We start from the raw sequence: 12,006 nt of genomic DNA, 5'->3' as shown, positions 1-12,006 counted from the left end.
GGGGCGCGGATCACATACGATCCGCGCCCCACTCCACTTTTCTGGTTCCGATGTGCCGGGTAAGGTTAGGTTAGCCTCACCGATCATCGGGACGGCACGACCCAACGATTCCGGCGGGAGGTGAACCGCGTGTACGTCTGCAGTTGCTTCGGGATCACCGAACAGCAGGTGAAGAAGCACGCGGAGGACGGCGCCTGTACTCCTCGGCAGATAGCCTCGGCCTCCAAGGCGGGCACGGACTGCGGTTCGTGCGTACGCCGGATCCAGGCGCTGCTGGGCAGGGGCTCGTGTCCGCGCCGTGAACTGGCCGACAAGGGCATGCCGGTGCTCTCCGAGGTCCTCGCGCGGGCCGAGGCCGAGCAGCGTGAGACCGTCGGACACGGGACCGCCGGGCGCGAGGCCGCCTGACCCTCCGGCCCTCCGCCGGCCCGTGAGCCGTCCGGATCCCCGGCCGTCCTGCTCTCCGGCCGTCTAGCTTTCCGGCTGCTCGATGAGCTGCGCGATGTAGAGCGCCTCGCCGAGTTTCTCGACCAGTTCGAGCTGGGTGTCCAGGTAGTCGATGTGGTGTTCCTCGTCCTCGAGGATCGACTCGAAGATGTTCGCGGACGTGATGTCGCCCTTCGTGCGCATCACCTCGATCCCGCGCTTGAGGCGGTCGATCGCCTCGACCTCCACCTGCCGGTCGGCCTGGAACATCTCGGTGACGGTCTGCCCCACCCGGACGTGGAAGAGCCGCTGGTAGTTCGGCAGGCCGTCCAGGAAGAGAATGCGGTCGGTGAGCACCTCCGCGTGCTTCATCTCGTCGAACGACTCGTGCCGCGTGTACTTCGCGAGCTTCGTCCAGCCGAAGTTCTCCTGCATCTTCGCGTGCAGGAAGTACTGGTTGATCGCGGTCAGCTCGGCGGTGAGCTGCTCGTTGAGGAATTCGATGACCTCGGGGTCGCCCTGCATCGCAGAGGCTCCTTCCAGGCGGAGTGATGGGCAGATTGCGCCGCATCTTTGCACCGGTGTCCGGGAGCGTCCAGTAAGTGCATGCTTACTCCGAGTTGCCCCGATCCTGCCCGTGCTGGTCATGGGCACTGTTCCCGGTCTGTCAGGATGGAGTCATGGGTCAGCCGGTGGAGCGCGAATCTGGAGAAACGGCACAGTCGGAGCTTCCGCCGGGACAGCGACTCCAGCGCGGCTGGCCGGTCACGCACTACGGCCCGGTCCCGAAGTTCCGCCCCGAGCGCTGGGAGTTCCGGGTCTTCGGGGCCACCGCCGACGGCGGGAAGCAGTGCTGGAACCACGGCGAGTTCACCGCCCTCCCGTACGCCTCCGTCGTCGCCGATCTGCACTGCGTCACGAAGTTCAGCATGCTCGGGGCCGAATGGGGTGGCGTCCCCGCCCGTACGATCCTGGAGATAGCCCCGCCGGCGCCCGCCGTCACCCACGTGATGGTCTGGGCCGAGTACGGGTTCAGCTCGAACCTGCGGCTCGCGGACTTCGCCTCCGAGCGCACCATCTTCGCCACCCACAAGGACGGCGAGCTGCTGACGGCGGAACACGGCTTCCCGCTGCGCCTGGTCGTCCCGCATCTGTACGCGTGGAAGGGGCCCAAATGGGTGCGCGGCGTCGAGTACATGACCGCCGACCGCCGGGGCTTCTGGGAGGAGCGCGGCTACCACAACGTCGGCGACCCCTGGCGTGAACAGCGCTACTCCTACCAGGAGGAACCCGGGGACGGCCCCGAACTCTGAGCCCGCGGCCCGAGCCCGGGACGTGTCCCCCCGGCGCCGGTGACCCGGCGGCTCAGTGGTGGTACCGGTGCACCACGGCGTGGCCCTTGCCCCGGCCGATCGTCCACTTGTTGACCGGCGTCGTGACCACGAAGGCCACCGCGAGCGAGATCAGCAGGGACCCCCAGAACAGCGGGTCGACGAGCTGCGCGTCCATCGCCTCCGGCCACAGCACGATGACGCCGTTGTCGATCAGCTCCATCACCGCGATGGAGAGCGTGTCCGCGGCCAGGGCGACGCGCAGGGCGGTGCGGAAACCGACGCCCGCCCGCACCACCCCGCGCAGGGTGAGCGCGTAGCCGAAGAAGAAGGCCAGCGCGATCGCCAGGACCGTCGTCGGAAGGTTGCCCCAGCCGAGCGCCGTGCCCACCACCATGCCGAGCACCTCGCCGATGGCGCAGCCGGTGAGGCAGTGCAGGGTGGCCGCGGCGGCCATGGCCCAGCCGGCCGCGGCAGGCCCCTGGTGGTCGTGCGCGTGAGCTGGTGCGTGCGCGTCCGCGTGGGTGCGCCTGTCGGCGTGCGTGTGCTTGTCCGGATGGGCGTGTGCCTCGTGCTGCATGATTCCCCCAGGGTCGAGTCACGGCTCCTGCATCAGAAGGAACCGTATACCCCCCTGGGGTATTCCCGCGGTGGGACTGACGGGTGGGACCAACAGGTGGGACTAACCGTCGCGGAGCTTCTTCAGCCGCTCCACGTCCGCCGCGTGCCCTTCCTTGCCGCCGGGCGTCTCGATGATCAGCGGTACGCCCTCGGTGGCGGGGTGGGTCATCAGGGCGCGGAAAGGGTCCTCGCCTATGTGGCCGGAGCCGATGTTCTCGTGGCGGTCCTTGTGCGCGCCGACCACATCCTTGGAGTCGTTGGCGTGGATCAGCTTCAGCCGCCCCTCGCCGACCGTGTCGACCAGCAGGTCGAGGGTCTGGTGCATGCCGCTCGGCCCGGTCAGATCGTGGCCCGCCGCGAAGATGTGGCAGGTGTCGAGGCAGACGCCCAGCTTGGGATGCGCGTCCAGGGCCTCGAAGTAGGGCCCGAAGTCCCAGGTGCGGGAGCAGAGGGAGGAGCCCTGGCCGGCCGTCGACTCCAGCAGCAGGAACGGGTCGTCGTCGTGGGTCAGTTCGTCCAGCAGCGGCAGCAGACGGTCGCGCACCTGCCCGAGGGCGACGGAGCGCTCCCGGCCGCCGGTGGCGCTCCCGGTGTGCACGACCACCCCCAGGGCGCCGATCTCCCGTCCGCGCCGCAGCGAGTGCCGCAGCGACTCCACCGACTTCTCGACCGTCGCCTCGGTGTGCGAGCCGAAGTTGATCAGGTACGGGGCATGGACGTACGCGGGGATCGACCCGGCGGCGCACGCGGCGCGGAAGTCCTCGTCCTGCTTCGGGTTCCCGGCGGGTGTCGCCCAGCCGCGCGGGTTGGCGACGAAGACCTGGACGGTCTCGGCCGCGAGGTCACGGGCGTAGGCCAGGCCGACGGAGTTGAGGCCGCCGGCCACGGGGACGTGGCCGCCGACGGGGTTGCGGAGCTGCTTGCTGGTCACACCCGTCAGGGTGTCACGCGCCGCGGGGCACCCCGCGGGCGGACCCGGGAGGGGCCCGCGGGACGCCCGGCGGCGGGTCGACTCAGCGGATCTGGATCGTGATCGTCGAGCCCTTGGGCGCCGTGTCGCCGCCGTCCACCGACTGCTTCTTGACCGTGTCGCCGAAGAGTCCGAGGAGCCCGCGGTCCTCGTCGACCTTGAACCCGGCGTCCTCCAGGGCCTGCTTCGCGTCGTCCACGCTGTCACCCACGACGTCCGGGACCTCGACCATCTCGGGGCCCTTGGAGAGCGTCAGCGTCACCGTGTCGCCCGTGGCGGCCTCGCGGCCCGCGTCCGGCGTCTGCCGGGCGACCTGACCCTTGTCGAACTCCGAGTTGACCCGCTCCGCGGCGATCTTCACCTTCAGGCCGGCGCCCTCCAGCTCCGCGGCGGCGTCCTCGACCGACGAGCCGGTCACGTCGGGCAGCTCCACCGGGCTGCCCTTGCTCACCACGATCGCGATCGCCGAACCCGAGTGCCGCGTGGTGCCCGCCGCCGGATCCGTACCGATCACGAAGCCCCTGGCCACGTCCTGGCTGAACGCGCGCGTGACCATGCCCGCGACGAGCCCGTCGCCCTTGAGCACTTCCTTGGCCTTGAACAGCGCGAAGCCCTTGAGATCCGGAACCTTCACCGTCTGGGGACCGTCGGAGACGGTCAGGGTCACGGAGTCGTTGTCGCGGATGCGCTCGCCGACATTGGGGTCGGTGCTGATGACCGTGCCCCGCTTCACGGTGTCGCTGTAGGCGTGCTTGACCTGCTTGACGTCGAGCCCGGCGCCCCGGAGCTGGGTCCTGGCCTGCGCCTCCGTCTTCGCCAGTACGGGCGGGACCTTGGTGAACTGGCCCGAGTTGATGTACCAGACACCGGCGCCGAGGCCGAGCACCAGCACGATCGCGGCGACGACCAGCAGCATCCCGCGCCGAGGCGGCCGTGCGGCCCCGGGCTGCGGCGGGACCGGCGCGGTGGTGAACGGGCCGTCCTGGGTGGTGAACGGGCTGCTCTGTTCGAACCGGCTGGTCCGATGGAGTGAGTCGTCGTCGTTCACGGGCAGCAGACGGGGGACGGACAGCGAGCGCGGGATCACGCTCGTACGGTCGTCGGCGTTGTCGTGGCCCACGGACAGGGCGCCCGGCGGGATCGCGTCGAGCTGGTCGGCGGTGAGGCCGGCGCGCGCTTCGAGGACCTGGCCGAGCAGGGACACCGCGTCGGCCGGGCGGAGCTCGGGATTGCGGGCCGTGGCCGCGGTGACGAGGTCGTCCAGCGGGTGGGCGAGGCCCGGCACGACGGCCGACGGGGGCGGTACGTCCTCGTGGAGGTGCTGGTAGAGCACCTGGGCGGGGGAGTCCGCGGTGTGCGGCTTGGCGCCGGTGAGCATCTCGTACAGGACGACACCGCAGGCGTAGACGTCGACCCGGGTGTCGGCGGTGCCGTGCTCGATCTGCTCGGGGGCGAGGTACGACACGGTGCCGAGGACGGCGCCCGTCGTGCTCGTGACCGTGTCCACGGCGCGGACGAGCCCGAAGTCCGCGACCTTGACCCGGCCGTCGTCCCCTATCAGGACGTTCTCCGGCTTCATGTCGCGGTGCACGAACCCGGCGCGGTGGGCCGCGCCCAGCGCGGCGAGCACCGGCTCCAGGATGTCGAGCGCGGCCCGCGGCTGCAGGGCGCCGCGCTCGCGCAGCACGTCGCGCAGGGTGCACCCGGCGATGTACTCCATGGCCAGATAGACGTACGACCCGTCCGCCCCCTGGTCGAACACCTGCACCACGTTCGGGTGCGCCAGCCGGGCCACCGACTTGGCCTCGCGGATGAAGCGCTCGACGAACGAGACGTCCGCGGCCAGCGTCGGGTGCATCACCTTGAGCGCGAGCACGCGGTCCAGACGGGTGTCCAAGGCCCTGTAGACCGTGGCCATCCCGCCGACCGCGATCCGTGCGTCGACGCGATAGCGGCCGTCGAGCACGTGTCCGACAAGCGGGTCCTGAAGGGTCGTATCCACGCAGGTGAGTCTACGAGCCGCCACTGTCACGGCGCCCCGTTCGGGCGATTCGGGGGCCCGACTGCATCCGAGCTGTGACGAGCGCGGCCCGTACGAAGATCCGTTCGTCGCACAGATGTCCGATCAGGCCCCGTCTGTCACCGCAAGGCCACAACACGACAACCTGCGGCTGACCCGCCCGGCCGGAAAGCGACGGCGCACGTCCGGACGGCGCGATCGCTGCCGGGTGTTCCGGGGAGCCGGAGCGCGGCGGGTTCCCCGGGCGGCCGAAGCGTCGCGGGGTGTCCGGTGCGCTCAGAACGCCGGGCGCTCCGGGTCCAGCGCCGCCACGCCCTCCGTGGGGGAGGACGCCGTCGCGAAGTGCCGCCGGGGGATGCGCCCCGCCCGCCGCGCCAGCCGGCCCGCCTCCACCGCGTGCCGCATGGCCTCCGCCATCAGCACCGGCTCCTGCGCCCGCGTCACCGCCGAGGCCAGCATCACCCCCGCGCACCCCAGCTCCATCGCGAGCGCGGCGTCCGACGCCGTGCCCGCTCCCGCGTCCAGGATCACCGGCACGCCCGCGTGCTCGACGATCAGCTCGAAGTTGTGCGGGTTGCGGATCCCGAGCCCGGACCCGATCGGCGAGCCGAGCGGCATGATCGCCGCGCAGCCGACGTCCTCCAGCTTCCGCGCCAGCACCGGGTCGTCGTTCGTGTACGGCAGCACGGTGAAGCCGTCGTCGACCAGCGTCTCCGCCGCGTCGAGCAGCTCGATCGGATCGGGCAGCAGGGTGCGCTCGTCGGCGATGACCTCCAGCTTGACCAGATCGGTGCCCAGCGCCTCGCGCGCCAGACGGGCCGTCAGCACGGCCTCGCCCGCGGTGTAGCAGCCGGCCGTGTTCGGCAGGACGCGGATGTCCAGCCTGGCCAGCACCGACAGGACCGAGCCGTGCACGGACGCGTCCACGCGCCGCATCGCGACCGTCGTCAGCTCCGTGCCCGACGCCACCAGGGAGCGCTCCAGCACGTCGAGGCTGGGCGCGCCGCCCGTCCCCATGATCAGCCGGGAGCCGTAGACCGTACCGCCGAGGACGAAGGAGTCGTCTGCCATGGGTCAGCCTCCTTGGACGGCGGTGAGGACCTCGACGCGGTCGCCCTCGGCGAGCGCGGTGGACGGCCACTGCGCGCGCGGGACGACGGTCTCGTTCAGGGCGGCGGCCACCCCGGACGACGAGGCGGTGAGGGTCGCGACGAGCGCGTCGAGAGCGGTCCCGGCGTCGATCCGCCGCCGCTCCCCGTTGACGACGATGTTCATACGGGCAGCTCCGTGAGGGCGGTGGCGCCGAAGCGCAGGGGCGTGAAGGGGCGGGCTTCGGCGGGGAGTTCGCCGGTGGTCAGCACGTGGGCCATCACGTCACCGGTCACGGGCGTCAGGAGTACGCCGTTGCGGTGGTGCCCGGTGGCCAGCAGCAGCCCGTCCAGGGCGCTCGGGCCGAGCAGCGGCGCGTTGTCGGGCGAGCCGGGGCGCAGCCCCGCGCGGGTCTCGGTGAGCGGCAGCTCGGTGATCCCGGGGACCAGCTCGTGGGCGTCGCGCAGCAGCTCGTACACGCCGCCCGCCGTCACGGTGGTGTCCCAGCCCAGCTCCTCGCTGGTCGCGCCCACCACGAGCTCGCCGTTCTCGCGCGGCACCAGGTAGACGTGGCTGCCGCGCACCACGGCCCGCACGGTCCGGTTCAGGAAGGGCGCGTACCGCCGCGGCACGGTCAGCCGCAGCACCTGACCCTTGACCGGGCGCACCGGTGGCACGGCGTCCTCGGGGACGCCCGCGAGGCGTCCGCTGAGGCTGCCCCCGGCCAGCACCACCCGGTCCGCGGCGAGGGCGGTGCCGTCCGCGGTGACGACGCCGGCCGCCCGCTCCCGTACGACGCTCAGCCGCTCCGCCCAGGTCCGGTGCATGACCACCCCGGCCCGCTCACAGGCCGTGACGAGGGCCGCCGCGAGGCGCCGCGGGTCGATCTGGTGGTCGCCGTCCACCCGCAGGCCCCCGCGCACGCCGGGCGCGAGCATCGGCTCCAGACGGCGGCACTCACGGCCGCTGAGCCACTCCGACTCCAGCCCCGAGCGGACCTGGAGCGCGTGCAGTTCGCGCAGATGGGCCCGGTCGTCGGCGTCCAGCGCGACGGCCAGCGTGCCGCTCCGGCGGTAACCGAGGTCCTGTCCGGCCGCCTCGGTGAGCTCGGCGGCGAAGTCCGGATAGCGGCGCGCGGAGGCGAGGTTGAGGCCCAGCAGGGTCTCCTCGCCGAAGTGCAGCTCGGTGACGGCGGCCAGCATCCCGGCCGCGACCTGCGCGGCGCCGCCGCCCGGCTCGGGGTCCACGAGCGCGGTGGTGAACCCGCGCTGCGCGGCCCGCCAGGCCGTCACCAGACCGATGATTCCGCCCCCGACGACGAGGACGTCCGACGAACGTGCAGACGGCATGGGCGTCCAGCCCCTCCCTTCGCCGGCATGACCCGGATCAGGTTCGTACGGTCGGAGGCCGCCCAGCCTCCCTCTCAGCCCGGTGCGTCCGGGCTCCCGCGAGTGCTTTACGTTGGCCACCCTAGCCCGCCCCCGTCCGTCTCAGTAAGGGAGCCTCCGCCCATGGCGCGACCGCTCGACGGCCTCGTGCTCGCCCCCGTCGCCGACCAGGCGCCGGGCCAGGTGGGCACCCGCACCCGGTTCACCTACCACGAGGAGGACGGAGTGGTCTGGGCCGACTACGCCGGCGGCGACGTCGTCCGCGGACATCTCGTGGGCACCCGTGAGGGCGACCGCCTCGACTTCCGGTACGTGCAGCTCAAGCGGGACGGCACCACCGCGTCCGGCCACTGCGTGTCCCTGGTCGTCGAACTGCCCGACGGCCGGGTGCGGCTGGAGGAGACCTGGACGTGGGAGTCGCAGCCGGGCGCCGGGACGAGCGTGGTGGAGGAACCGGTCGGGACCGGCCGTGTGCAAGAGGTCACCGAGCACGTCCGCTGACTGACGGATCGTCACGTGTCTATGGTGATCAGGTGAGCGATCAGACGCAGGCACAGTCCCCGTCCCGGCCGCGGCGGCACACGGCACGACGGGTCGTCGTGGTGGGCGCCGGCATGGCCGGGGTGCAGACCGCGGTCGCCCTGCGCGAACAGGGCTTCACGGGCACCGTCACGCTGATCGGCGCGGAGCCGCATCAGCCCTACGACCGGCCGCCGCTGTCCAAGGCCGTCCTGCTCGGCAAGGCCGAGGGCTCCGCCTTCGACATCGACTTCGAGGCCCTGGACATCGACCTCCGGCTGGGCAGCGAGGCGCTCGGCGTGCGCCCCGGCGACCACGAACTCGACACGGACGCGGGGGCCGTCCCGTACGACGTCCTGGTCGTCGCCACCGGCGCCGAACCGATCCGGCTCCCCGGCGCCGAAGGGGTGCCCGGCGTGCATCTGCTGCGCACGCTCGACGACGCCGACCGGCTGCGTCCCGTACTCGCACGGCAGCACGACATCGTGGTGGTCGGAGCGGGCTGGATCGGCGCCGAGTTCGCCACGGCCGCGCGCGAGGCGGGCTGCGCGGTCACCGTCGTCGAGGCCGCCGACCGGCCGCTCGCCGGGGCGCTGCCGCCCGAGGTGGCCGCCCCGATGGCCGCCTGGTACGCGGACAGCGGGGCCTCGCTGCGCACCGGCGCGCGCGTGGAGCGCGTCGAACCCGGCGCGGTGATCCTGGACGACGGCTCCCGGGTGCCCGCGGGCGCCGTCGTGGTCGGGATCGGCGCGCGGCCCGCCACCGCCTGGATCGCCGGCTCCGGCATCGAACTCGGAGCCCACCGCGAGATCGTCGCCGACGACCATTTGCGCACCTCGCTGCCCGACGTCTACGCGGTCGGCGACTGCGCCTCCTTCCCGTCCGGCCGCTACGAGGAACGCCTTCTCGTCCACCACTGGGACAACGCCCTCCAGGGCCCGCGCACGGTCGCCCTGAACATCGTCGGCGAGACGCCCGCCGCCTACGACCCCGTGCCGTACTTCTGGTCCGAGCAGTTCGGCCGTTTCGTGCAGTACGTCGGCCACCACACGCCCGCCGACACCCTGGTGTGGCGCGGTGACCCCTCGGGCGCCTCCTGGTCGGTGTGCTGGCTCCGCGAGACACGGCTCGTCGCCCTGCTGGCGGTGGGCCGCCCGAGGGATCTCGCCCAGGGGCGCCGGCTCATCGAGGCGGGTGCCGCGATGGATCCGGTGCTGCTCGCGGACCCGTCGAGGCCGCTGAAGGGAGCCACCGCCTGATCACGTCCCGGTCCCGTCACCCCGGGTCGGACGCCCTCGGCTTTCCGGCTGTCGGTCCGGGATGGCAGGCTTGTCCCGTGACCGAGATTGACGCAAAGACCGATGCTCTCGTCCCCGCCTGGCTCACCCTCCCCGACATCGCCGAACAGCTCGGCGTCGAGGTGACACGCGTCCGGCAGCTGGTCAAGGAAGGCCAGCTCATCGCCGTACGCCGTGGTGAGAACCGCGCACTGCACGTCCCCGCCGACTTCATCGACGTGGACGAGCAGAAGGTCGTCAAGGGCCTGGTCGGCACCCTGACGCTCCTGAGGGACGACGGTTTCTCCGACGAAGAGGCCCTCGAGTGGCTCTTCACCCCCGACCCGACCCTGCCCGGCACCCCCGCGCAGGCCCTGAGCGAGAATCGCGGCACGGAGGTGAAGCGTCGCGCCCAGGCGCTCGCCGTCTGACCTGATCGAGACCGTCCGGCACGGGGAGCACGGCGGCGGGACCCTCCCGGCCGCCGCGCTCCCCGCGCACCGACAACGGGGGACCACGCATGCCCGAGAACGCCGCCACGACCGCCCGGGGCCGCCTCGCCGACGCCCGCGTCTATCTGTGCACCGACGCCCGCAGGCGCCAGGGCGACCTCGCCGCGTTCCTCGACGCCGTCCTGGCGGGCGGCGTGGACATCGTGCAGCTCCGTGACAAGGGCATGGAGGCGGGCGAGGAGCTGGAGCACCTGAAGGTGTTCGCGGACACCTGTGCCCGGCACGGCAAGCTCCTCGCGGTCAACGACCGGGCGGACGTGGCGCACGCGGCCCGCGCCGGCGTCCTGCACCTGGGCCAGGGCGACCTCCCCGTTCCCGCGGCCCGCGCGATCCTCGGCGACGAGGTGGTCGTCGGCCGCTCCACGCACTCCGAGGCCGAGGCCCGGGCCGCCGCCGTACAGGAGGGCGTGGACTACTTCTGCACCGGCCCCTGCTGGCCCACCCCCACCAAGCCCGGCCGCCACGCACCCGGGCTCGGCCTGGTCCGCGCCACGGCCGCCCTCGGCACCGAGCGTCCGTGGTTCGCGATCGGCGGCATCGATCTCGGCCGGCTCGACGAGGTGCTCGAAGCGGGCGCCCGCCGTGTCGTCGTCGTCCGGGCGATCACCGAGGCGGACGACCCGGGCGCCGCGGCGGCGGAGTTCGCGAAGCGGCTGCGGGACGTCTGAGGTCCGGCGGTCGCGGCAGGCCGGAGGCCCGGCGCCCGCGCGCGGAGGCGTCCGGTGCGGTGGTTGTCCGCGGGGTGGCTGTGCGCACGATCGGCGCGGCGGCCGTCCGGGGGTCCGGCCGGCCGCTGTCCGAGGGGTGGACAAGAAATCGACAGATCGGACAAAAGTCAGCGGTTCGGTTGGGTGACCGACGCCCTCTGGCTAACCTGCGGGTATGGCCCTCGGATCTGCATCCACCAGGACTGATCGCGCACGCACCGTGCGCGACATGCTCGCGACCGGCAAACAGACCTTTTCCTTCGAGTTCTCGGCGCCGAAGACCCCCAAGGGCGAGCGGAACCTGTGGAACGCCCTGCGGCGGGTCGAGGCCGTGGCCCCGGACTTCGTCTCCGTGACCTACGGGGCCGGCGGCTCCACGCGGGCCGGCACGGTCAAGGAGACCGAGCAGATCGTCCTCGACACGACCCTCACCCCGGTCGCGCACCTCACCGCGGTCAACCACTCCGTCGCGGAGCTGCGCAACATCATCGGGCAGTACGCGGACGCGGGGATCCGCAACATGCTCGCCGTGCGCGGCGACCCGCCCGGGGACCCCATGGCCGAGTGGGTCCCGCACCCCCAGGGCCTGACCTACGCGGCCGAACTGGTGCGCCTCATCAAGGAATCCGGAGACTTCTGCGTCGGGGTCGCGGCCTTCCCGGAGATGCACCCCCGGTCCACGGAGTGGGATCTGGACGTCTCGCACTTCGTCGACAAGTGCCGCGCGGGCGCCGACTACGCGATCACCCAGATGTTCTTCCAGCCGGAGTCCTACCTCCGGCTGCGGGACCGCGTCGACGCGGCGGGCTGCGCGACCCCGGTCATCCCGGAAGTCATGCCCGTGACAAGTGTGAAGATGTTGGAACGGCTGCCCAAACTCTCGAATGCTTCATTCCCGGACGTCCTGAAAGAGCGGATCCTCACAGTCAAAGACGATCCGGCGGCTGTACGCTCCATTGGGATCGAGTTCGCGACGGAGTTCTGTGCGAGGCTGCTGACCGAGGGTGTCCCCGGGCTGCACTTCATCACGCTCAACAACTCCACCGCGACGCTGGAAATCTACGAGAATCTGGGCCTGCATCACCCGCAGCAGGCCTAGACCGGTCGCACCCGCGTACGACACACTGCGTAGCGGCCACTGGGAGA

General features: G+C 72.0%; 14 protein-coding genes and 1 riboswitch. Of the genes, 7 read left to right on the top strand and 7 right to left on the bottom strand.

Translation table 11 applies throughout. The features are described from left to right. Positions 1-120 precede the first annotated feature (120 nt). Positions 121-408, top strand: a complete 288-nt coding sequence (locus ACFRIC_RS07620; protein WP_382780998.1) for a bacterioferritin-associated ferredoxin — start codon at positions 121-123, stop codon at positions 406-408. A 63-nt stretch (positions 409-471) separates the two neighbouring features. On the opposite strand, the gene bfr is transcribed toward ACFRIC_RS07620, so the two are convergent. Beyond that, on the bottom strand, positions 472-951 hold the full coding sequence (gene bfr, locus ACFRIC_RS07615) for a bacterioferritin (RefSeq protein ID WP_382780994.1): 480 nt from the start codon (positions 949-951) through the stop codon (positions 472-474). Between the two features lie 155 nt (positions 952-1,106). Between bfr and ACFRIC_RS07610 the strand changes: the two genes are divergently transcribed. Beyond that, positions 1,107-1,739 carry a sulfite oxidase-like oxidoreductase gene (locus ACFRIC_RS07610; protein ID WP_382780992.1) on the top strand — a complete coding sequence of 211 codons (633 nt, stop codon included), beginning with the start codon at positions 1,107-1,109 and terminating at the stop codon, positions 1,737-1,739. Between the two features lie 52 nt (positions 1,740-1,791). Here the strand turns inward: ACFRIC_RS07610 and ACFRIC_RS07605 are convergent, their stop codons facing one another. From ACFRIC_RS07605 to thiO, 6 genes are all read right to left on the bottom strand, one after another. Continuing rightward, positions 1,792-2,337: a DUF4396 domain-containing protein gene (locus tag ACFRIC_RS07605; RefSeq protein WP_382780989.1), complete on the bottom strand. Its 546-nt coding sequence runs from the start codon at positions 2,335-2,337 to the stop codon at positions 1,792-1,794. A gap of 102 nt (positions 2,338-2,439) precedes the next feature. Beyond that, positions 2,440-3,309, bottom strand: coding sequence for a deoxyribonuclease IV (locus ACFRIC_RS07600; protein ID WP_382780986.1), 870 nt, complete (start codon positions 3,307-3,309; stop codon positions 2,440-2,442). 82 nt (positions 3,310-3,391) lie between these two features. Next, complete coding sequence (gene pknB, locus ACFRIC_RS07595; protein WP_382780984.1) at positions 3,392-5,350, bottom strand: Stk1 family PASTA domain-containing Ser/Thr kinase; 1,959 nt, start codon at positions 5,348-5,350, stop codon at positions 3,392-3,394. Positions 5,351-5,644: 294 nt separating this feature from the next. Then, on the bottom strand, positions 5,645-6,439 hold the full coding sequence (locus ACFRIC_RS07590) for a thiazole synthase (protein ID WP_382780981.1): 795 nt from the start codon (positions 6,437-6,439) through the stop codon (positions 5,645-5,647). A 3-nt stretch (positions 6,440-6,442) separates the two neighbouring features. Further along, positions 6,443-6,643 carry a sulfur carrier protein ThiS gene (thiS, locus tag ACFRIC_RS07585; protein WP_382780978.1) on the bottom strand — a complete coding sequence of 67 codons (201 nt, stop codon included), beginning with the start codon at positions 6,641-6,643 and terminating at the stop codon, positions 6,443-6,445. Then, positions 6,640-7,806, bottom strand: a complete 1,167-nt coding sequence (gene thiO, locus ACFRIC_RS07580; RefSeq protein ID WP_382780975.1) for a glycine oxidase ThiO — start codon at positions 7,804-7,806, stop codon at positions 6,640-6,642. Before thiO ends, thiS begins: the two co-directional genes overlap by 4 nt. Then, positions 7,804-7,916: riboswitch (TPP riboswitch) on the bottom strand. (Overlaps the previous gene by 3 nt.) 52 nt (positions 7,917-7,968) lie before the next feature. Between thiO and ACFRIC_RS07575 the strand changes: the two genes are divergently transcribed. From ACFRIC_RS07575 to metF, 5 genes are all read left to right on the top strand, one after another. Then, positions 7,969-8,346, top strand: coding sequence for a hypothetical protein (locus tag ACFRIC_RS07575; protein ID WP_382780972.1), 378 nt, complete (start codon positions 7,969-7,971; stop codon positions 8,344-8,346). A 32-nt stretch (positions 8,347-8,378) separates the two neighbouring features. Beyond that, complete coding sequence (locus tag ACFRIC_RS07570; protein ID WP_382780970.1) at positions 8,379-9,623, top strand: NAD(P)/FAD-dependent oxidoreductase; 1,245 nt, start codon at positions 8,379-8,381, stop codon at positions 9,621-9,623. Between the two features lie 77 nt (positions 9,624-9,700). Further along, positions 9,701-10,072 carry an Rv2175c family DNA-binding protein gene (locus ACFRIC_RS07565; protein ID WP_361686113.1) on the top strand — a complete coding sequence of 124 codons (372 nt, stop codon included), beginning with the start codon at positions 9,701-9,703 and terminating at the stop codon, positions 10,070-10,072. Positions 10,073-10,161: 89 nt separating this feature from the next. Next, positions 10,162-10,821, top strand: coding sequence for a thiamine phosphate synthase (gene thiE, locus ACFRIC_RS07560; protein WP_382780966.1), 660 nt, complete (start codon positions 10,162-10,164; stop codon positions 10,819-10,821). Between the two features lie 214 nt (positions 10,822-11,035). Further along, entirely contained in the window at positions 11,036-11,959 is a 924-nt protein-coding gene (gene metF, locus ACFRIC_RS07555; protein WP_382780963.1) for a methylenetetrahydrofolate reductase [NAD(P)H], read from the top strand. Positions 11,960-12,006: the final 47 nt, after the last annotated feature.

Origin of the sequence: Streptomyces sp. NPDC056738 (assembly GCF_042790435.1) — a bacterium.
GTDB lineage: Bacteria > Actinomycetota > Actinomycetes > Streptomycetales > Streptomycetaceae > Streptomyces.
The sequence above is the reverse complement of the archived record's forward strand: the minus strand, read 5'-3'. Positions and strand labels throughout refer to the sequence as shown.

Bases quoted from the DNA above. Each gene is read 5' to 3' on its own strand.
- thiS (WP_382780978.1), bottom strand. From the start codon at position 6,643: ATGAACATCGTCGTCAACGGGGAGCGGCGGCGGATCGACGCCGGGACC.
- bfr (WP_382780994.1), bottom strand. From the start codon at position 951: ATGCAGGGCGACCCCGAGGTCATCGAATTCCTCAACGAGCAGCTCACC.
- thiE (WP_382780966.1), top strand. From the start codon at position 10,162: ATGCCCGAGAACGCCGCCACGACCGCCCGGGGCCGCCTCGCCGACGCC.
- ACFRIC_RS07605 (WP_382780989.1), bottom strand. From the start codon at position 2,337: ATGCAGCACGAGGCACACGCCCATCCGGACAAGCACACGCACGCCGAC.
- metF (WP_382780963.1), top strand. From the start codon at position 11,036: ATGGCCCTCGGATCTGCATCCACCAGGACTGATCGCGCACGCACCGTG.
- ACFRIC_RS07610 (WP_382780992.1), top strand. From the start codon at position 1,107: ATGGGTCAGCCGGTGGAGCGCGAATCTGGAGAAACGGCACAGTCGGAG.
- ACFRIC_RS07590 (WP_382780981.1), bottom strand. From the start codon at position 6,439: ATGGCAGACGACTCCTTCGTCCTCGGCGGTACGGTCTACGGCTCCCGG.
- ACFRIC_RS07575 (WP_382780972.1), top strand. From the start codon at position 7,969: ATGGCGCGACCGCTCGACGGCCTCGTGCTCGCCCCCGTCGCCGACCAG.
- thiO (WP_382780975.1), bottom strand. From the start codon at position 7,806: ATGCCGTCTGCACGTTCGTCGGACGTCCTCGTCGTCGGGGGCGGAATC.